The following is a 19414-nucleotide window of genomic DNA, read 5'->3' as shown; positions in this document are numbered from 1 at the left end:
AGGGATCGCGGCGCTATTCGGCGGCGAGCGCGCGGTTTTCGCGCAGACCCGAGGTGATTTCGGCCACGACCCCCGCCATCAGCGCCTGAAACGCGGGAAAGTCTGCCGTTTTCTCGATCCGGGCCTCGTCCATGTAGAGCGCCCGGTCGATTTCGATCTGCACCACATGCTGACGGCGCGAGGGGCGGCCATAGGCCTGTGTGATATAGGCCCCGGCGAAGGGCGCATTCCGCACCACGCGCAGGCCTGCGGCGCGGAAGGCCGCCTCGATCCGCTCGACCACCTCGCGGCCGGCCGCGGCACCAAAGCGATCCCCCAGCACCACCTCGGGATGCGGCACGCCGGGGCGGGCATGGCCCTCGATGGCCTCATGCGGCATGGAGTGGCAATCAATCAGCACCGCCTGCCCGAAGGCCCGATGCGATTCCTGAAGCAGGCGCATCAGCGCGTCGTGATAGGGGTGCCAATAGTGGCGCAGCCGCATTTCCGCCTCGGCCAGCGGGATCTTGCCCCGGTAGATCGGCCGCCCCTGCGACACCACGCGGGGAATCACCCCCAGACCGGAGCTGATGCGCGGATTGTGCGGCGCGCGCACGATTCCCTCGATCAGCGCCGGGTCCAGCTCGTCACAGGCGCGGTTCAGATCCAGAAAGGCGCGCGGCAGCTGGGCTGCAATCAGCGGCGCGCCCTGTGCCGGGGCCGAGGCGAACAGATCATCGACAAAGGCATCTTCGGAAGACCGGATCAGCCGCGCGTCCAGCGCGGTTGCGTCCAGAAACGCAGGCGGATAGAGCCGTCCGCTGTGCGGCGAAGAAAACACGACGGGGGTATCGCGGCAAACCGGCTGCGACAGGCGATAGGCTTCTGACACGGTGCGTGGGCTCATGCGAAAAGATATAGCCCGGTTTTTTCTTCCGCCAAAACCCCTTGAACACCGCTGCGACTCTATTTATAGACCCCTCACCGACGCGGTAGTGCCCGCGTCCTTTGTTTTTCGGCAGGGACGCAGGTTATACCAGACGGGTGTGGGCGGTTAGCTCAGCGGTAGAGCACTACGTTGACATCGTAGTGGCCACTGGTTCGATCCCAGTACCGCCCACCATTTCACCGCTTTCGCAAGAAGGCACGATATTCAAGGCGCACGCGCGCCGCGATAAGGAGATGGCCATGAAGGTCAAGAACTCGCTGCGCTCGCTGAAGACGCGTCACCGCGACTGTCAGGTTGTGCGTCGTAAAGGCCGGGTCTATGTGATCAACAAGACCCAGAAGCGCTACAAGGCCCGTCAGGGCTGAGGCTTTCTGCCTGAGACAGATAAAGACCGCCGAGGGAAACCCGGCGGTCTTTTTCATTGCGCGGGGTCAACGCGCCATCGCGTGATATTCCGGGTTGGGCCGCATTTCGACCGCTGCCGCCAACCTGTTGGACATGTTGTAAAATGCGGCGACCGCGGCAATGTCCCAGATGTCGGCATCGCTGAACCCGGTCTGGCGCAGGGTGGCGCGGTCCTCCTCGCCCATTTCCGCCGGGTGATTGGTCAGCTTGACCGCAAAGGCCAGCATGGCGCGCTGGCGGGGCGTGATCTCGGCCACACGCCAGTTCTGCGCGATGGTTTCCGCCAGGGCCGGGCTGCCGGTCAGTTGCCGCAGCGCAGCCCCATGCGCGGTCAGGCAATAGACGCAGGCATTCTGCGCCGAGACCGCCACCGCGATCATTTCGCGCTCGGCCTTGGTCAGCCCCGAGGGCGCCAGCATCAGATCATTATACATGGCACTGAAGGCGCGCAGTTTTTCAGCGTCGAAGGCATAGGCCAGCAAGACATTGGGAATCATGCCCAGCTTTTCCTGACATTTGCCGAAATAGCTGGCGATATCCTCGGGCAGCGGATGCTCCGGCTCCAGATCCAGTGCGGTTACCGTGTTGGTCATGGTGTCCTCCCTTTTGGCAAAGCCTGCCCGATCTGCTGGCCAAGGCCAAGGCGTTGCGCATTTACTCTGCCCGATGCCGCGCCTAGCATCCGGGCGAAGCCGTCGCCGCCTGCCCCTTTCGCCCGCGAATCGCCCGGAGCCTGCCCATGCGCCTCTATCACTCGCCCACCTCGCCCTATGTCCGCAAATGTATGGTCGTGCTGCACGAAACCGGCCTGCTGTCGCAGGTGGCGCTGATTGCCACGGCGGGCACCCCGGTGGATCCCGGCTCCATGCCGCTGGAACAGAACCCGCTGGGCAAGATACCGGCGCTGGAGCGGGACGACGGGCCTGCGCTCTATGACAGCCGGGTGATCTGCCGCTATCTGGATGCGCGGGCCGGGGCCGGGCTTTATCCGGCAGCGCCGCGCCTGTGGGATTCGCTGACGCTGGAGGCGACGGCCGACGGAATTCTGGATGCGGCCCTGCTGATGGTCTACGAATCGCGCATCCGCCCCGAGGCGCGCCGCCATGAACCCTGGGTAGAAGGCCAATGGGCCAAGATCGACCGCGCGCTGGATGCGGTGGAAAGCCGCTGGATCGACCATCTGGCAGGCCCCTTGGACATTGCGCAGATCGCCTTGGGCTGTGCGCTGGGATATGTGGACTTCCGCCACGATGCCCGCAACTGGCGCGACAATCGCCCGCGCCTTGCGGCATGGGAGGCCACATTCGCCGCCCGCCCGTCGATGCAGGCCACCCGCCCGCCAGAGGGCTGACAGCGCCGCGGGCGCGCCCCTTAGGGAGGGGATGGCGCGCCTTCAAGGCCACATTGCGACAAAACCGCCAAATCCCTGCCCCTGCGCGCCTTTGACCGCTGGACGTGGGGGCGGGCGTTGGCTAAAACCCGCCCGTCAAGGCTGCGGGAAACCGTGGCCCAGATTTTGCATGGGTCGCATGAGGCGACCCTTGAGAGGGAGAAGATCTCGTGTCCCACGCAGAAGATCACGCAGGCACCCGCAGGGATTTCCTGTATTATGCCACGGCTGGTGCCGGGGCTGTGGCCACCGGCGCTGCCGTCTGGCCGCTTGTCAACCAGATGAATGCCTCCGCCGACGTGCGCGCCCTTGCCTCGATCTTTGTCGATGTGTCGGGTGTGCAGGTGGGCACCCAGCTGACGGTGAAATGGCGCGGCAAGCCGGTGTTCATCCGCCGCCGCACCCCGGAAGAAATCGAAGCGGCGCGTGGCGTGCAACTGTCCGAGCTGATCGACGCGCAGGCCGAGAACCAGAACAAGCCCGGCGCCGATGCGTCGGACGCCAACCGCGCCCTTGACGAAGCAGGCGAGTGGCTGGTGATGATCGGCGTCTGCACCCATCTGGGCTGCGTTCCGATCGGCAATGCCGCTGGCGATTTCGGCGGCTGGTTCTGCCCCTGCCACGGGTCGCATTACGACACTTCGGGCCGGATCCGCAAAGGGCCTGCCCCGCGCAATCTCGATGTTCCGGTGGCGCAATTCACCGATGCAACCACCATCAAGCTGGGCTGAGGGAGAGACCACATGGCCGGTATTCCGCACGACCATTACGAGCCCAAGACGGGCGGCGAGAAATGGCTTCACAAGCGCCTGCCGATCATCGGGCTGCTGTATGACACCCTGATGATTCCCACCCCCAAGAACCTCAACTGGATGTGGATCTGGGGCATCGTCCTGACCTTCTGCCTTGCCCTGCAAATCGTCACCGGCATCGTGCTGGTGATGCACTACACGCCGCATGTCGATCTGGCCTTCTCGTCGGTCGAACATATCATGCGCGACGTGAACGGCGGCTGGGCCATCCGCTATCTGCACGCCAATGGCGCGTCGCTGTTCTTCGTCGCTGTGTATCTGCACATCTTCCGCGGGCTTTACTACGGGTCGTACAAGGCTCCGCGTGAGGTGACCTGGATCATCGGCATGCTGATCTACCTCGCCATGATGGCCACCGCATTCATGGGCTATGTTCTGCCCTGGGGCCAGATGTCCTTCTGGGGCGCCACGGTGATCACCGGCCTGTTCGGCGCGATTCCCGGTCTGGGCGAGCCGATCCAGGCCTGGCTGCTGGGTGGCCCGGCGGTGGACAATGCCACCCTGAACCGCTTCTTCTCGCTGCACTATCTGCTGCCCTTCGTGATCGCCGCCCTTGTGGCCGTTCACATCTGGGCCTTCCACACCACGGGCAACAACAACCCGACGGGTGTCGAAGTGCGCCGCACCTCGAAAGAAGAGGCCGCGAAGGACACCCTGCCCTTCTGGCCCTATTACGTGATCAAGGACCTGTTCGCGCTTGTCGTGATCCTTGCCGTGTTCTTTGCCGTGGTCGGCTTCATGCCGAACTACCTCGGCCACCCCGACAACTACATCGAGGCGAACCCGCTGGCGACGCCCGCGCATATCGTGCCGGAATGGTACTTCCTGCCGTTCTACGCCATCCTGCGCGCCTTCACCGCCGATGTCTGGGTGGTGCAGATCACCAACTTCGTCACCTTCGGTATCGTTGACGCCAAGTTCTTCGGCGTTCTGGCGATGTTCGGCGCAATTGCCGTGATGGCGCTGGCGCCCTGGCTGGATACCTCCTCGGTGCGGTCGGGCCGCTATCGCCCGATGTTCAAGTGGTGGTTCGCCCTGCTCGCCATCGACTTCATGGTGCTGATGTGGGTGGGCGCGATGCCGACCGACGGGATCTACCCCTATATCTCGCTGATCGCTTCGGCCTATTGGTTCGCCTATTTCCTCGTGATCCTGCCGCTTTTGGGTGTGATCGAAAAACCGCTGCCGCAACCGGCAACGATCGAGGAAGACTTCAAATCGCACTACGGCACTCCGGCCGAGTGACAGAAAGGAACTGACTGAGATGTTTCGCAAAATCGCAATCAGCGCCGTCTCTGCCCTCGTCCTGATGTCGGGCGGGGCCATGGCGGCGGGTGGCGAAGGCCATATCGAAGACGTGGCCTTCTCGTTCGAAGGGCCGTTCGGCAAGTTTGACAAGAACCAGCTTCAGCGCGGGCTTCAGGTTTACACCGAGGTCTGCTCCAGCTGCCACGGCCTGAAATTCGTGCCGATCCGCACGCTTGCAGATGAAGGCGGCCCGCAGCTGCCCGAAGATCAGGTGCGCGCCTATGCCAAGAACTTCTCCGTGGTCGACAAGGACACGGGCGAAGACCGTGAAGCGGTTGCCACCGATCACTTCCCGGCCAACACTGGCGCGGGTGCCCCCGACCTCAGCCTGATGGCCAAGGCGCGGGCGGGCTTTCATGGCCCCTATGGCACCGGCATGAGCCAGCTGTTCAACGGCATCGGCGGCCCGGAATACATCCATGCGATCCTTGCCGGCTACAGCGGCGAGACCAAGGAAGAAGCCGGGGAAACCTACTATGAAAACCACGCCTTCCCGGGCGGCTGGATCAAGATGGCACCGCCGCTGTCGGATGACATCGTGACCTATGCCGATGGCCACCCGGCCACGGTCGATGCGATGGCAGAAGACGTGTCGGCCTTCCTGATGTGGACGGCAGAACCGAAGCTGATGGCGCGCAAGCACATGGGCTTTGTCGCCGTGCTGTTCCTGATCGGGCTGTCGACCCTGCTTTACCTCACCAACAAACGGCTGTGGGCCGGGGTAAAAGGCAAGAAACACGCCTGATCTTCGGATCACGGCATAAAAGAACCCCGCAGGCGACTGCGGGGTTTTTCTGTATCAGGGGGGCGTTCTGCGCCGTCAGCCCTGCCCCAGATAGGCCGCAAGCGCCGCAGGCGGATCGGCAAACAGCGCGTTCGTGGGCACCGGCGGATCGGCCCGCCCCTCGGCCACCAGCACGGTATGGCTGGCAAAGGCGCGGGCATCTTCGGGGTCATGCGTCACCATCAGAACCAGCGCCTGCCCGGCCAGCTCGGCCACCAGCGCCAGCATCTCGGCCTTCAGCGCAGGCCCCAGCGCCGCAAAGGGTTCGTCCAGCAGCAGGATGGGCCGCGCCCGCAGCAAAGACCGCGCCAGCGCCGCCCGGCTTTGCTGCCCGCCCGACAGCTGCGCAGGCTTGCGCGCCCCCAGCCCGGCCAGCCCCACACGCTCCAGCGCCTGATCCACCGCCGCCCAATCCACCCGGCGCAAGGCGGGGTCGAGCCCGAGGCCCAGATTCTGCGCCACCGTCAGATGTGGAAACAGGTTCTGATCCTGAAACAGCATCGAGATCGGCCGCGCACCGGGCGGCAGCAGATCAATGCGCCTGCCCTGCCAGCGGATCATGCCCTGATCCAGCGCGCCAAACCCGGCAATCGCATTCAGCAGCGTTGATTTTCCCGCGCCCGACGGCCCGATCACCGCGATGCGTTGGCCAGCCACTGCCGCCCAATCGGCGCTCAGCGTCCAGTCGTCCTGCCGCAGCCGCAGCGCCTCAAGTGTCAGATCCATGCCGCCCCCACCAATCGCAGATCCAGAACAGCGCAAAGGCCGCCGCCACCAGCAGCAGCGCCGCCCCCGCCGCCGCCTCAGTCCGATACGCCCCCATCAGCCGCTGCACGACCAAAGGTAATGTGGCCCCCTTTTCCGCCGCGAACAGAGCGATCACGCCCAGATCCCCCACCGCCATCGCACCCGTCAGCCCCAGCGCAAAGCCCAGCGGGCGGCGCAGCCGGGGCAGGATCAGCCAGCGCAGCCGCGCCCAGCCGCGCAGCGCCAGCGCATCGGCCAGACGGCCATAATCCGCCATCAGCACCCGCACCTCGGGCAGCAGGATGCGAAAGGCGAAGGGCAGCGCCATCACCGCCGTCACCAGAACCGTGACCGGCAGCGCCACCCGCGCCGGAGAGACAAAGGGAAACACCAGCAGGAACAGCCCGGTGCCCAGCACCAGCGACGATCCCGCCATCGGCAGCATCGCCACGGGCTCCAGCCCGCGCCAGCCGCGCGCCACCGCCAGCGCCAGCGCCAGCAGCAACGCCGCACCCACCGCCAGCGGGGCGGCCAGAACCGCCACCGTCAACGAGGCCGCCAGTGCAGGCCAGACCGCCGAAGGCAGCGCCATCAGCCCCGGCAGCCCGCGAAAGCCCACCGCCAGCAGGGGCGCAGCGATGAAGCCAAGCGCAAGCGCAATCGCCGCCGCGTCGAGCAGACGCCGCCAGCCCGCCGGGCGCGGAAGCGCCACAGCCCGGTCCAGGCCCGCGCCAAAGCCGCTGGGCACGGTGAACAGCCCGGCCAGCAGCACCGCCGCCCCGCAGGCCAGCACCTGCATCACCGCCAGCGTGGCGGCTTTGGGCAGATCGAATTCGAACCGCACGGCCTGATAGATCGCCAGTTCCACCGTGGTCGCGCCCGGCCCGCCGCCCAGCACAAGCACCACCGCAAAACTGGTCAGGCAGATCGCAAACACCGCCAGCAGCGCCCCCGGCAACACATCGCGCAGCATGGGCGCTTCGATATGCCGAAAGATCGCGCCCGGCCCGAAGCCAAGGCTTTCGGCCAGCCGCAGCCGCTCGCCCGGCACCGCCTGCCAGCCTTGCAGGATCATGCGGGTGGCCAGAGGCATGTTCAGAAACACATGCGCCAGCACCACGCCGCCCATGCCATAGATCGACACTTCCGGCAGGCCAAGGGCCTCAAGCCCGCGATTGATCAGGCCCGACCGCCCGAAAATCGCCAGCAGGCCCAGCACCGCCACGATCACCGGCAACAGGAACGGCGCACCCAGCGCGGCAATCGCCAGCCTGCGCCCCGGAAACCGCCGCCGCGCCAGCGCGCGCGCCACCGGCACTGCACAGGCAACCGAGGCGAGCGCCGACAGCGCCGCCTGTGTCACGGTGAACCGCAGGGCCGCAAGGTCGGCGGCGGTGATACCCCCGCCGCCGCCCGCCTGCATCATCACCACGGCCAGCGGCCCGAGGGTCAGCGCCCCCAGACCGATGGCCGTGGCAAAAGCCCCTAGCGGGACAGCGCGGCGCGCCATTCTTCCAACGCGCCCGCGCGGGCCGCTTCGGCCTCGTCCGCGCCCAGCAACAGCGATTTGCCCGGCTGCACCAAGGTCTCGAAGCCTTTGGGCAGACCCGCCGTCGGCAGTTTGGCCGGATACATCCAGTTGGTCGTGGGCAGAATCTCTTGCGCCGCATCCGACAGAACGAAGGCCATGAACCGATCCGCCAGGTCGGACTGATCGCTGGCCGCGAGTTTGCCCATCACCTCCACCTGCAGGTAATTGCCTTCCTCGAACACGGCGGCGGTCTTGCTGTCATCCTCTTCGGCGATCAGGTGATAGGCGGGCGAGGTGGTATAGCTCAGCACCAGATCGGCCTCGCCCTCCAGAAACAGGCCATACGCCTCGGACCAGCCGGGGGTCACGGTCACGATATTGTCAGCCAGCGCCGCCCAGATCGCCGGAGCCTCGTCCCCATAGGCCGCTTTCACCCACATCAGCAGGCCCAGACCGGGGGTGGAGGAGCGCGGATCCTGAATCACGATCTTCAGATCCGACTCGGCCAGCGCCTTGAAGGAGGTCGGCGCCGTCAGCGTCTTGTTGTGGACAAAGGCGAACCAGCCCCAGTCATAGGGCAGGAAATCGGCATCGGTCCAGGCCAGTGGCAGCGCAAGGTCGGGCGTCTGGCCATGCGCGGCAAACAGCCCGGTTGCGCGGGCGGCGGCGGTCAGGTTGGTATCCAGCCCCAGCACCACATCCGCATCGGTTTTCGCGCCCTCAAGCTGCACCCGCGCCAGCAGGGCCGCACCGTCCCCCGCCGCCGTAAAGACCACATCACAGCCACATTCGGCCTCGAACGCCTTTTCAATCGCCGGGCCGGGGCCCCATTCGCTGACAAAACTGTCATAGGTCAGCACATTCAGCACTGGGGTTTCTGCCTGCGCGACCGACGCGACAGCCAGAAAACCCGCAGCAAACATAGGTGATTTCATCGTCATCCTCCATCTGCGACGGGCGGAGACGGAGCGTGCCAGAGTTGGTCACACCTTCCCTCCGCCGGTCTTAACCGGTTCAGGTTCAACGGGTCCGCTTTCGCATCTCAGCCACTCAAGGCACCCCGAGGTGGCGCAGACCATAAGCCAAAGCGCGACAGGCGCAAGGGGGAGCCCTCTTCGCCCCGCCCTATCAGACGAATTTCGGGTTTATCCGCAGCGGGGCTTGGCATATGCACAAACGCAAGAAGGAGTGCGCGCCATGAGCTTCAACACCTACGGACATCTGTTTCGCGTCACCACCTGGGGCGAAAGCCATGGACCTGCGCTGGGGGCCACGGTGGATGGCTGCCCGCCCGGTGTGCCGATCGAGGCCGAAGCCTTGCAGCACTGGCTGGACCGCAGAAAGCCGGGGCAGAACAAATACACCACCCAGCGGCAGGAACCCGATCAGGTGAAGATCCTGTCGGGCGTGTTCGAGGGGCGCAGCACCGGCACGCCGATCCAGCTGATGATCGACAACACCGATCAGCGCAGCAAGGATTATGGCGAGATTGCCCGCGCCTTCCGCCCCGGCCATGCCGACATCACCTATCATCAGAAATACGGCCTGCGCGATTATCGCGGCGGTGGCCGGTCGTCCGCGCGCGAAACCGCGGCGCGGGTGGCGGCGGGCGGCGTGGCGCGGGCGGCGCTGGCTGCGCTGGTGCCGGGGCTGAAAATTACCGGCTATATGGTGCAGATCGGCCCGCATCAGATTGACCGCAGCCGGTTTGACGCCGCGCAGATCGACCAGAACCCGTTCTGGTGCCCCGATGCGGTCGCGGTGGCCGATTGGGCGGCCTATCTGGATGACCTGCGCAAGGCCCACAATTCCGTCGGCGCGGTGATCGAGGTTGTCGCCTCGGGTGTGCCTGCGGGGCTGGGCGCGCCGATCTATGCCAAGCTCGACAGCGATCTGGCCACCGCGATGATGAGCATCAATGCCGTGAAGGCGGTGGAGATCGGCGAAGGCATGGCCGCCGCCTGCCTGACCGGGGTCGAGAATGCCGACGAGATCCGCATGGGGCCAAATGGCCCGGAGTTCCTGTCAAACCACGCAGGCGGTATACTGGGCGGCATCTCCACCGGGCAGGATGTGGTGGTGCGATTTGCGGTGAAACCCACCTCCTCGATCCTCACACCGCGCCAGACGGTCACGCAGGGCGGCGAAGAGGTGGATCTGATCACCAAGGGGCGGCATGATCCCTGTGTCGGCATCCGCGCCGTGCCGGTGGGCGAGGCGATGATGGCGGCAGTGTTGCTGGATCACCTGCTGCTGGATCGTGGCCAGACCGGCGGGCAACGCGGCAAGATCGGCTGAACCTGCCAGTTCAGGCCCCGCGCGCAGGGGCCTGAACTGACGGCACCTGTTTGGAAATCTGCACCGCCAGAATCCCCGCCATCACGATCACCACGCCGATCATATCGGTCAGACGCACCGCCTCGCCCAGCAGCACGGCGGCGATCAGCACGCCGAAGAACGGGTTGAGGAAGTGAAAGGTCGAGGCTTTCACCGCCCCGATCCGCGCCACCAGCCCGAACCACAGCACCGTCGCCACAATGCCCGGCATGACGATCTGATACGCCATCGCCAGCATCCAGGCGGGCGAGGCGGTCAGCCGCCACGGTTCGAACCCCAGCGCCGCGACCCAGAGCAGTGCTGCGCCGACCCACATCTGCAAACCCACCACGATCCACAGATTGCCGCCCGAACTGGCCCCGCGCATCATCAGCGTGGCCAGCGCCAAGGCCAGCGCGGCGATCAGGCACAGCGCAAGCCCCAAGGGGGCCGCCCCGCCCTGCATCCGCGCCGCCATGATCAGCGCCACCCCGGCCATGCCGGTCAACAGGCCGACGATTCCCAGCGGGCGGATGCGTTCGCCGAACAGCATCCAGCCCAGAGCCGCCACCAGCAGCGGCATGGTCGAGGCGATGATTGCGGCCAGGGAGGCCTCGATCCATTGCATCGCCACGAAATTCAGCCCGAGGTAAATCGCATTCTGGCACAGGCCGAAGATCAGCGTCGCGCGCCATTGCGCAGGCGTTAGCCGCAACCGCTGCCCCAGCGCCAGCCCGACAGCCAAGGCCAGCGCCCCCGAGATGGAGAAGCGGATGGCCAGCGACAGCAGCGGCGCCGCATCCGCCACGATCACCCGCGCGGTGGCATAGGCCGAAGACCAGATCACCGCGAAGGCCAGACCCATCGCAAGCGCGCGTATATCCATCTCCGTCTCCGCAAAAGCAAAAGGGCCGCCCGAGGCGACCCTATGAGTGCAGCCCGGGGGCTGCAAGGCGGGAATGGCTCAGCCGTTCACGCTGTCTTTCAGGGCTTTGGCGATGGTGAATTTCACCTGCTTGTCAGCCGCCTTGGTCACGGTTTCGCCCGTGGCCGGGTTACGGACCTGACGCTCGGGACGCTCGCGGCACACGACCTTGCCAAGGCCCGGCAGCGTCACGGCGCCACCGGCGGCCACTTCGCGCGCCACGACTTCGGCAATCGCATCCAGAGCAGAGCCGGCGACTTTCTTGTCGGCGCCCATGGTTTCGGCCAGAGCGGCCACCAGCTGCGTCTTGGTCATCGGTTTCGACATGTCCTGTTCCTTATCGTCTTTGGCCCCGCTGCCTCGCGGGGTCTGTCTTTGCCCCATCGGGGGCGTGATGCGCCCCGCTACACAGGTTTTCGCGGCAAAGTGCAAGCCCCGATCGCCCGTTTACGCGGCGTTTTGCCAAAGCTGGCAGGGCTCAGAGGAAGGCGGTTTCCTCGAAGCTGCGCAACTTGCGGCTGTGGATACGTTCCACCGGCATTTCGCGCAACAGCTCCATCGCGTGAATCCCGATCAGCAGATGGCGCGACACCTGCGTCTTGTAGAAATCCGACGCCATGCCCGGCAGTTTCAATTCGCCATGCAGCGGTTTGTCGCTGACACAAAGCAAGGTGCCGTAGGGCACCCGGAAGCGAAAGCCATTCGCGGCGATGGTGGCGCTTTCCATATCCAGCGCAATGGCGCGCGATTGCGACAGGCGCTGCACCGGGCCGGACTGGTCGCGCAGCTCCCAATTGCGATTGTCGATGGTGGCGACGGTGCCGGTGCGCATGATGCGTTTCAACTCGTAACCTTCCAGCTGGGTCACATGTTCCACCGCATCTTCCAGCGCAATCTGGATCTCGGCCAGTGCCGGGATCGGCACCCAGATCGGCAGATCGGCATCCAGCACGTGATCTTCGCGCAGATAGGCATGGGCCAGCACAAAATCGCCAAGGCTCTGGCTGTTGCGCAGCCCGGCGCAATGGCCGACCATCAGCCAGGCATGGGGGCGCAGCACGGCAATGTGGTCCGTGGCGGTTTTCGCATTCGACGGGCCGACCCCGATATTCACCAGCGTGATGCCCTGCCCATCCGCCCGTTTCAGGTGATAGGTCGGCATCTGCGGCATTTTCGGGTTCAGCGGCAGCACCGCGTCGGGCGTCGTGATCTCGTGATTGCCGGGGGCGACAAAGCCGGTATAGCCGGAGTCCGGGTCGCCCAGCACCTTGCGGGCATAGGCCTCGAATTCATCGACATAGAACTGATAGTTGGTGAACAGAACATGGTTCTGGAAGTGCCGCGGATCGGTTGCGGTGTAATGCGCCAGCCGGGCCAGCGAATAATCCACCCGCTGCGCAGTGAACGGTGCCAGCGGGCGCGAGCCATCGGCATATTCGGTCAGCACACCATTCACGATGTCATCATTGGTGGTGGCCAGATCCGGCACGTCGAACACATCACGCAGCGAGAAGTCCAGCACGCCCTCCTGCGGCACGGCCACGCCGGGGTTGCCCGCCACCGCAAAATGCACCGGGATCGGTGTCTGCGACGGGCCGATGCTGACCGGAACACCGTGATTGTGGATCAGAAGCGCAATCTGCTGCGTCAGGTAATTGCGGAACAGATCGGGCCGGGTGACGGTGGTGGCATAGCTGCCGGGCTGCGCCACATGGCCGAAGGACAGACGCGAGTCGGTCTTGGTGAAGCTGGTCGTGGTAAAGCGGATCTCGGGGTAATAGGCGCGCAGCCGCGCTGTCGGGCGCTGCCCCATCACCACCGTGCTGAACTGGGCCGACAGGAAGGCGGTCGCCTCGTCATACAGCGCCTCCAGCCGCGCCACGGCTGCGGCGGGATCGGTGAAACTTTCATGCGCCGCATCGGGCGGCGTCAGTATGGTCTGTGAAATCTGCATCACGTCTGTCTATCCATTTTTTGATCGCCCTTTCTGCACTGTCTGTGCGGAGCAAATCAAGTCCTGCCGCAGATAGCGGCCCGGCGTCACAGCGGCATGACGCGGCTTGCATCCGCGCAGCACAGCGCGGAAAATGGGTGCGAACAGGCAGTGCGCAGGGGCGGCATGACACAGGTTCTTCTTTCGCTTGGCCATGGATATTCGGCGCAGGCTTTGGCGGCGCGGCTGTTGCCGCAGGGCTGGCGGGTGATCGGCACCACGCGCAGCGCCGAAAAAGCGGCCCGGCTGGCCGCGCAGGGGGTGGAGCCGCTGATCTGGCCGGGGGCCGATCTGGCCCCGGCCTTGGCACAGGCGACGCATATCCTCAGCTCCATCGCGCCGGATGCAGCGGGTGATCCGGTGCTGGCCGCCCATGCGGCACAGCTTGCACAGGCGCCGACGCGCTGGGTCGGCTATCTGTCCACCACCGGCGTTTACGGCGATCATCAGGGCGGTTGGGTGGACGAGACCACGGCGCTGACCCCCGGCACCGCGCGCGGCCATCACCGGGTCGCGGCCGAGGCGCAATGGCAGGCGCTGGGGCTGCCGCTGCATATTTTCCGGCTGGCGGGGATCTATGGGCCGGGGCGTGGCCCGTTCCGCAAGGTGCTGGAGGGCACGGCACAGCGCATCGTGAAACCCGGCCAGTTCTTTTCGCGCATCCATGTCGAGGATATCGGGCAGGTTCTGGAGGCCTCGATCCACCGCCCGGCCCCCGGCGCAATCTACAACATCTGCGACGATGATCCGTCGCCGCCGCAAGATGTGCTGGGCCATGCCGCCGAATTGCTGGGCGTGCCGCTGCCTCCCGAAGTTGAGATCGACAAGGCCGACATGACCGCGCTGGCCCGCAGCTTTTATGCCGAAAGCAAACGGGTGCGGAATGACCGGATGAAAACCGATCTGGGGGTGACCCTGCGCTATCCGACCTATCGCGACGGTCTGGCCGCCCTTCACGCCCAGATCCCGACAAAGGGCGCGCGCTGACCGCCCTTGCCTGCGGCGTATCATCACCCTTGCGCAGCCGGGGCCCCGCCCCTACCTCTAGGCGGAGCAAGGGCAAGAGCAGCGAAGATGATGAGTGACACGAATACCGACCCGTCTGCCGTGCCTGCCAAAGCCCGCCGACGGTTTTCGGAACTGCTGCAAGCCTTTGCCGAAGACCATACCGCAGAGCGGGTGACGGTGGGCGATCTGCTGACTGCGATGCAGGGGCGGGCCATTGCCGCCCTGCTGTTCCTGTTTGCCTTTCCGAACATCCTGCCCACCCCGCCCGGCGTTGCGGCGGTGCTGGGCCTGCCGCTGATCTATCTGTCATCGCAATTGATGCTGGGGCGGCAACCTTGGCTGCCCGGCTTCATCGCCAACCGGTCGATGACGCGTGACGCGTTCCGCAACATCGTCTCGAAAGCCACGCCGATCCTCAACCGCGCCGAAAAGATGCTGCAACAACGCTGGTGGCCGCTGGTCAGCCCGGTGATGGAGCGGGTTCTGGGTGGCGTTTGTCTGGCCCTTGCGGTGCTGCTGTCGCTGCCGATCCCGCTGGGCAACCTTCTGCCCGCCGCCGCCATCTGCGTGATCGCCCTCGCCCTGCTGGAGCGGGACGGGCTGTGGGTGATCGTCGGCCTGATCAGCACCGTCGCGGCCTTTGGCTGGGTGGGCAGCATTGCCTACGCGCTGGTGAAATCGGCGATTTTTGTGGTGATAAACGCTTTCGGCTGATGGCCAGAGGCGGGCTTCAGGCCCGCAGGCCCACCACCGCCACGCCCAGGGCCTCCAGAACCTTCGCCTCGATCTGCGGCGCATTCATGCCAGCCACGGCATACATCGCCTCGGGGCTGGCCTGATCAATGAACGTATCGGGCAGCACCATCGAGCGGAACTTCAGCCCCCGGTCGAACACCGCCGCATCGGCCAGCAATTGCGCGACATGGCTGCCAAAGCCGCCGACCGCGCCCTCTTCGATACAGATCAGCGCCTCATGATGCTGCGCCAGTTGCAGGATCAGGTCGCGGTCAAGCGGCTTGGCAAACCGCGCATCGGCCACGGTGGCGGTGATGCCGCGCGCGGCCAGCGCCTCGGCTGCGCGGGTCACTTCGGCCAGCCGCGTGCCAAAGGACAGCAGCGCCACGCGGCTGCCTTCGCGGATCACCCGGCCCTTGCCGATGGTCAGGGGCACGCCCCGCTCGGGCAGTTCCACCCCGACCCCATCGCCGCGCGGAAAGCGGAAGGCGCTTGGCCCTTCGTCATAGGCCGCCGCAGTGGCGACCATATGCACCAGTTCCGCCTCGTCTGCCGCAGCCATCACCACCATGCCCGGCAGATTGGCCATGAAGGCCACGTCAAACGATCCGGCATGGGTTGCACCATCCGCGCCGACCAGCCCGGCCCGGTCGATCGCAAAGCGCACCGGCAGACGCTGGATCGCCACGTCATGCACGACCTGATCGTAGCCGCGTTGCAGGAAGGTGGAATAGATCGCGCAGAACGGCTTCAGCCCGCCCGCCGCCAGCCCGGCGGCAAAGGTCACGGCATGTTGTTCGGCAATGCCCACATCAAAGCAGCGGCGCGGAAAGCGTTCGGCAAACAGGTTCAGCCCGGTGCCATCCGGCATAGCCGCCGTTACCGCCACGATCTTGTCATCGCGGCCCGCCTCGGCCATCAGGCTTTGCGCAAAGACCTTGGTATAGCTGGGCGCATTGCTTTTGGCCTTGACCTGCGCGCCGGTCAGCACATCGAACTTGGCGGTGGCGTGGCCCTTGTCGCGGGCCGCCTCTGCCGGGGCATAGCCTTTGCCCTTCTTGGTGATCACATGGATCAGGATCGGCCCGGTCGCGCGCGCCCGCGCGGTGCGCAGCACTGGCAGCAATTGGTCCAAATCATGCCCATCCACCGGGCCGACGTAGGAAAAGCCCAGCTCCTCGAACAGGGTGCCGCCCACGGTCATGCCTTTCAGCATTTCCTTGGCCCGCCGCGCGCCTTCCTGAAACGGTTCGGGCAGCAGGCTGACCGCGCCCTTGGCCGCCGCTTTCAGCTCCTGAAACGGGGCGCCCGCATAAAGGCGGCTCAGATAGGAGGACAGCGCCCCGACCGGCGGCGCGATGCTCATTTCATTGTCGTTGAGGATCACGAACAGCCGCTTTTTCAGGTGGCCCGCGTTGTTCATCGCCTCGAAGGCCATGCCCGCCGACATCGAGCCATCGCCGATCACCGCCACCGCATCGCCCGGATCACCACCCAGATCGGCGGCGCAGGCAAAGCCCAGCGCGGCAGAGATGGAAGTGGAGCTATGCGCCGCGCCGAACGGATCGTAGGGGCTTTCCGACCGTTTGGTGAAGCCCGACAGCCCGCCTTCGGTGCGCAGGGTGCGGATCCGATCGCGCCGCCCGGTCAGGATCTTGTGCGGGTAACATTGATGGCCCACATCCCAGATGATCTTGTCGCGCGGCGCATCGAACACCGCATGCAGCGCCACCGTCAGCTCGACCACACCCAGACCCGCGCCCAGATGCCCGCCGGTGACCGACACCGCCGAGATCGTCTCGGCGCGCAGCTCGTCCGCCAGATGCCGCAGCTCCCGGTCGGTCAGGCCCTTCATGTCGGCGGGCACGCGCACCCGATCCAATACGGGCGTCCTGGGTCTGTCAGTCATGGCGCCCCTCCTCGGGGTTGTTCAGCTCTGGCGCGAGATAACGAAGCGCGCCGCGTCAATCAAGGCACTGGCCGCAGTGCCATAGGGCGCGAGGGCCGCTTCCGCCTCGGCCACCAGCGCCGCTGCGCGGATTTTCGCCCCTTCCAGCCCCAGCAGGGACACGAAGGTCGCTTTGCCCGCTTCGGCATCCTTGCCGACACGCTTGCCGACCGAGGCCGCATCGCCCTCCACATCCAAGATGTCATCGGCAATCTGAAAAGCAAGCCCCAGCGCTGTGGCATAGGCCCGCAAGGGGGCCGGATCGGTCCCGGCCAGCAAGGCCCCGGCCTCGGCCGAAAAGCAGATCAGCGCGCCGGTCTTGCCCGCTTGCAGCCGGGTGATTTCGGGCAGCGTCAAAGGCACCGGCGCGGTTTCGGCGGCAATATCCAGCGCCTGCCCCAGCACCATGCCTTCGGCCCCGCTGGCCCGGGCCAATCCGCCCACCAGCGCCAGCCGCCGCTCTGCCCCGCCCAGCGCCGGATCACAGAGCAATTCAAACGCCAGGGTCTGCAAGGCATCGCCTGCCAGAACCGCCGTCGCCTCATCCCATTTCACATGCACCGTGGGCAGGCCCCGGCGCAGATCGTCATCATCCATGCAGGGCAGATCATCATGGATCAGGCTATAGGCGTGCAAAGCCTCGACCGCGGCTGCCGCACTCACCGCCGCCTCGGGCGCGATGCCATGCAGCCGGGCCGATTCCAGCACGAGGAAGGCCCGCAGCCGCTTGCCGCCCTGCACCGCATAGCGCATCGCCTGCACCACCGGCACCTCGGCCCGCGCGCGCAGCGCCGCATCCAGCCGCGCCTGCACCAATGCGGCATCTGCCGCCAACAGGGCCGGAAAGCTCACATCCCCTCCGCCGGGGTGGTGCCGACGGCACGGCCTTCCTGCGCGCGGATCAGTTCCACTTTTTCTTCGGCGGCTTTCAGCTTGTCGGCGCAATGCGCTTTCAGTGCCGCCCCGCGTTCGTAAAAGGCAATGCTCTGCTCCAGCGCCACATCGCCGCGCTCCAGCTGGGTCACCACGGCTTCCAGCGCGCCCATCGCCTCTTCAAATGTCATCTCGGCAATCGGTTTTCCGGTCATTGGCCCCTCCGCTGCAATACACCCACATGCGCCGCGACAGATGCCGCCAGCGCATCCAGATCATAACCGCCCTCCAGCGCGGATACCACCCGCCCGCCGCACAGCGCATCGGCCAGATCACAGAGTTGTTCCGTCAGCCAGGCAAAATCTGCCGTGCGCCACATCAGCCCGGCCAGCGGATCGTCGGCATGGGCATCAAACCCCGCCGAAATCAGGATCAGCTCCGGCTGAAAGGCAGTCAGGCGCGGAAACACCTCGCGCTGATAGGCGGCGTGCATCTCGGCACCGCCACTGCCCCCACGCAGCGGCACATTCACCATCTGCCCATGTGCGCCGCGCTCATCCGCGAAACCGCTGCCCGGATAGAGCGGCATCTGCTGGCTGGAGGCGAACAGGCAGCGCGGCTCGTCCCACAGCAGATCCTGCGTGCCATTGCCGTGATGCACATCGAAATCCACCACCGCCACACGAGCCAGCCCGTGATGATCCAGCGCCCGTTTCGCCCCGATCGCCACGCTGCCGAACAGGCAAAAGCCCATGGCCGTTTCACGTTCGGCATGATGGCCCGGCGGGCGGCAGGCGACAAAGGCATTGCGCGCCTGCGCGCCTATCACCGCATCCACTGCCGCGCAGACGCCCCCCACAGCGCGCAAGGCGGCCTGACAGGATCCGGGGGCCATATAGGTGTCGCCATCCAGCTGCGCCCAGCCCTGCTGCGGCACCGCGCGTTCGACCCGCGCCACATATTGCGCCGGATGGCAGCGCAGTACATCCGTCACATCGGCCAAGGGGGCCTCCCGCCGCTCCAGATCCAGCCCGGCCAGCCCCCGTTCAACTGCCAACAGCCGCGCGGCCTGTTCGGGATGGCCCGGCGGTTCGCGATGGTCCAGACAATCGGGGTGTGAATAGACCAGCGTTGTCATATCCTTGCCCTTTCCGTGCAAAGCCCTCAGGCGGTTCCGGGGGCAGACCGCGCCCCGAAACCGCAGACCGGATCAGCCCTGCTGTTCCTGACATTCAATCGCCCGCAGCAAGGCGGCAGCGCTGCCGCTCAGGTCGATTGTCATCACCGGACCATTGGAGGTCGAAAGCTCCATGCTGTTCTTTTCAGCCAGACCCATCAGGAAATCCATGCTGTCAAAGGCAATATCCACGCCCGGCAGGTCGTCGATATACAGGCCCTTGCCTTCGGCCTCATAGACATCGCCATCCAGGCTGAAGGTCAGCGGATAGGTTGCGCCCTGTTCGATGTCGCCCCAAGCCGCGTTCGCCGCCAGCACATAGCCGCTGTCCGCCGCCATATCGAAGCCGATGCGCACATCCGATCCATCTTCGAATTCCGCATTGATCAGACAGCCATTGCCCACCGTCGGATCCACCAGAATTTCCCACCCTTCGACCGTGTCGAAAGCCTGCAAATCCTGTGCCTGCACCATCACCCCGGACAGCAGCAGCGCCGCAAGCCCAGTCACCAAACACTTCGCAGGTCGCATCTC

The 19414-nt window shown here is 65.6% G+C and carries 21 protein-coding genes, 1 tRNA gene and 1 riboswitch; of the genes, 9 read left to right on the top strand and 13 right to left on the bottom strand.

Features of this window, described 5'->3' with window-relative positions; translation table 11 throughout:
- Window positions 1–13 precede the first annotated feature (13 nt).
- Entirely contained in the window at window positions 14–886 is an 873-nt protein-coding gene (locus tag KM031_RS10855) for an N-formylglutamate amidohydrolase (RefSeq protein WP_215504880.1), read from the bottom strand.
- Window positions 887–1027: 141 nt separating this feature from the next.
- On the opposite strand from KM031_RS10855, the gene KM031_RS10850 reads away from it, so the two are divergent.
- Together KM031_RS10850 and ykgO are read left to right on the top strand one after the other, a co-directional pair.
- Window positions 1028–1102: transfer RNA gene (locus KM031_RS10850), tRNA-Val, on the top strand.
- A gap of 65 nt (window positions 1103–1167) precedes the next feature.
- Window positions 1168–1293: a type B 50S ribosomal protein L36 gene (ykgO, locus tag KM031_RS10845; RefSeq protein WP_054302743.1), complete on the top strand. Its 126-nt coding sequence runs from the start codon at window positions 1168–1170 to the stop codon at window positions 1291–1293.
- Between the two features lie 66 nt (window positions 1294–1359).
- Here the strand turns inward: ykgO and KM031_RS10840 are convergent, their stop codons facing one another.
- Complete coding sequence (locus KM031_RS10840) at window positions 1360–1926, bottom strand: peroxidase-related enzyme (protein ID WP_215504881.1); 567 nt, start codon at window positions 1924–1926, stop codon at window positions 1360–1362.
- A gap of 146 nt (window positions 1927–2072) precedes the next feature.
- Here KM031_RS10840 and KM031_RS10835 point away from each other — a divergent pair, with 146 nt between their 5' ends.
- The 4 genes from KM031_RS10835 (at window position 2073) to KM031_RS10820 (ending at window position 5588) form a co-directional block, all read left to right on the top strand.
- Window positions 2073–2684, top strand: a complete 612-nt coding sequence (locus KM031_RS10835; protein WP_215504882.1) for a glutathione S-transferase — start codon at window positions 2073–2075, stop codon at window positions 2682–2684.
- Window positions 2685–2893: 209 nt separating this feature from the next.
- Window positions 2894–3454 (top strand): ubiquinol-cytochrome c reductase iron-sulfur subunit, encoded by a 561-nt coding sequence (petA, locus tag KM031_RS10830; RefSeq protein ID WP_215504883.1) that lies wholly within the window; start codon window positions 2894–2896, stop codon window positions 3452–3454.
- Window positions 3455–3466: 12 nt separating this feature from the next.
- Window positions 3467–4780, top strand: a complete 1314-nt coding sequence (petB, locus tag KM031_RS10825; protein ID WP_215504884.1) for a cytochrome b — start codon at window positions 3467–3469, stop codon at window positions 4778–4780.
- Window positions 4781–4799: 19 nt separating this feature from the next.
- Complete coding sequence (locus KM031_RS10820; protein WP_215504885.1) at window positions 4800–5588, top strand: cytochrome c1; 789 nt, start codon at window positions 4800–4802, stop codon at window positions 5586–5588.
- A 75-nt stretch (window positions 5589–5663) separates the two neighbouring features.
- Here the strand turns inward: KM031_RS10820 and KM031_RS10815 are convergent, their stop codons facing one another.
- Genes KM031_RS10815 through thiB form a run of 3 tightly spaced genes read right to left on the bottom strand, consistent with a single transcriptional unit; the run spans window position 5664 to window position 8840 of the window.
- A complete protein-coding gene (locus KM031_RS10815) occupies window positions 5664–6353 on the bottom strand; it encodes a thiamine ABC transporter ATP-binding protein (RefSeq protein WP_215504886.1) in 690 nt (229 codons plus the stop codon).
- Entirely contained in the window at window positions 6337–7884 is a 1548-nt protein-coding gene (locus tag KM031_RS10810) for an ABC transporter permease family protein (RefSeq protein ID WP_215504887.1), read from the bottom strand. Before KM031_RS10810 ends, KM031_RS10815 begins: the two co-directional genes overlap by 17 nt.
- A complete protein-coding gene (thiB, locus tag KM031_RS10805) occupies window positions 7860–8840 on the bottom strand; it encodes a thiamine ABC transporter substrate binding subunit (protein ID WP_215504888.1) in 981 nt (326 codons plus the stop codon). The genes KM031_RS10810 and thiB overlap by 25 nt, the downstream gene beginning before the upstream one ends.
- Before the next feature lie 39 nt (window positions 8841–8879).
- A riboswitch (TPP riboswitch) is annotated at window positions 8880–8978 on the bottom strand.
- Window positions 8979–9102: 124 nt separating this feature from the next.
- Between thiB and aroC the strand changes: the two genes are divergently transcribed.
- Window positions 9103–10203 (top strand): chorismate synthase, encoded by a 1101-nt coding sequence (aroC, locus tag KM031_RS10800; RefSeq protein ID WP_215504889.1) that lies wholly within the window; start codon window positions 9103–9105, stop codon window positions 10201–10203.
- Between the two features lie 10 nt (window positions 10204–10213).
- Here aroC and KM031_RS10795 read toward each other — a convergent pair whose 3' ends face one another.
- The 3 genes from KM031_RS10795 to KM031_RS10785 all read right to left on the bottom strand — a co-directional run bounded on the left by KM031_RS10795 (window position 10214) and on the right by KM031_RS10785 (window position 13100).
- Window positions 10214–11107, bottom strand: coding sequence for a DMT family transporter (locus KM031_RS10795; protein ID WP_215504890.1), 894 nt, complete (start codon window positions 11105–11107; stop codon window positions 10214–10216).
- 78 nt (window positions 11108–11185) lie between these two features.
- Window positions 11186–11473, bottom strand: coding sequence for an HU family DNA-binding protein (locus tag KM031_RS10790; protein WP_215504891.1), 288 nt, complete (start codon window positions 11471–11473; stop codon window positions 11186–11188).
- A gap of 151 nt (window positions 11474–11624) precedes the next feature.
- Complete coding sequence (locus KM031_RS10785; RefSeq protein ID WP_215505017.1) at window positions 11625–13100, bottom strand: AMP nucleosidase; 1476 nt, start codon at window positions 13098–13100, stop codon at window positions 11625–11627.
- A gap of 165 nt (window positions 13101–13265) precedes the next feature.
- Between KM031_RS10785 and KM031_RS10780 the strand changes: the two genes are divergently transcribed.
- Window positions 13266–14126: an SDR family oxidoreductase gene (locus KM031_RS10780; protein WP_215504892.1), complete on the top strand. Its 861-nt coding sequence runs from the start codon at window positions 13266–13268 to the stop codon at window positions 14124–14126.
- A gap of 87 nt (window positions 14127–14213) precedes the next feature.
- Window positions 14214–14861 carry an exopolysaccharide biosynthesis protein gene (locus tag KM031_RS10775; protein WP_215504893.1) on the top strand — a complete coding sequence of 216 codons (648 nt, stop codon included), beginning with the start codon at window positions 14214–14216 and terminating at the stop codon, window positions 14859–14861.
- Window positions 14862–14877: 16 nt separating this feature from the next.
- Here the strand turns inward: KM031_RS10775 and dxs are convergent, their stop codons facing one another.
- The 5 genes from dxs to KM031_RS10750 form a co-directional block, all read right to left on the bottom strand.
- A complete protein-coding gene (gene dxs, locus KM031_RS10770) occupies window positions 14878–16791 on the bottom strand; it encodes a 1-deoxy-D-xylulose-5-phosphate synthase (protein WP_215504894.1) in 1914 nt (637 codons plus the stop codon).
- A gap of 21 nt (window positions 16792–16812) precedes the next feature.
- Complete coding sequence (locus KM031_RS10765; protein WP_215504895.1) at window positions 16813–17682, bottom strand: polyprenyl synthetase family protein; 870 nt, start codon at window positions 17680–17682, stop codon at window positions 16813–16815.
- Window positions 17679–17918, bottom strand: coding sequence for an exodeoxyribonuclease VII small subunit (locus KM031_RS10760; RefSeq protein WP_215504896.1), 240 nt, complete (start codon window positions 17916–17918; stop codon window positions 17679–17681). The genes KM031_RS10765 and KM031_RS10760 overlap by 4 nt, the downstream gene beginning before the upstream one ends.
- Window positions 17915–18841, bottom strand: coding sequence for a histone deacetylase family protein (locus tag KM031_RS10755; RefSeq protein WP_215504897.1), 927 nt, complete (start codon window positions 18839–18841; stop codon window positions 17915–17917). The genes KM031_RS10760 and KM031_RS10755 overlap by 4 nt, the downstream gene beginning before the upstream one ends.
- Before the next feature lie 72 nt (window positions 18842–18913).
- Window positions 18914–19390 carry a DUF1176 domain-containing protein gene (locus KM031_RS10750; RefSeq protein ID WP_260691900.1) on the bottom strand — a complete coding sequence of 159 codons (477 nt, stop codon included), beginning with the start codon at window positions 19388–19390 and terminating at the stop codon, window positions 18914–18916.
- Window positions 19391–19414 lie beyond the last annotated feature (24 nt).

Origin of the sequence: Gemmobacter fulvus (assembly GCF_018798885.1) — a bacterium.
Lineage (GTDB): Bacteria > Pseudomonadota > Alphaproteobacteria > Rhodobacterales > Rhodobacteraceae > Gemmobacter > Gemmobacter fulvus.
The sequence above is the reverse complement of the archived record's forward strand: the minus strand, read 5'-3'. Positions and strand labels throughout refer to the sequence as shown.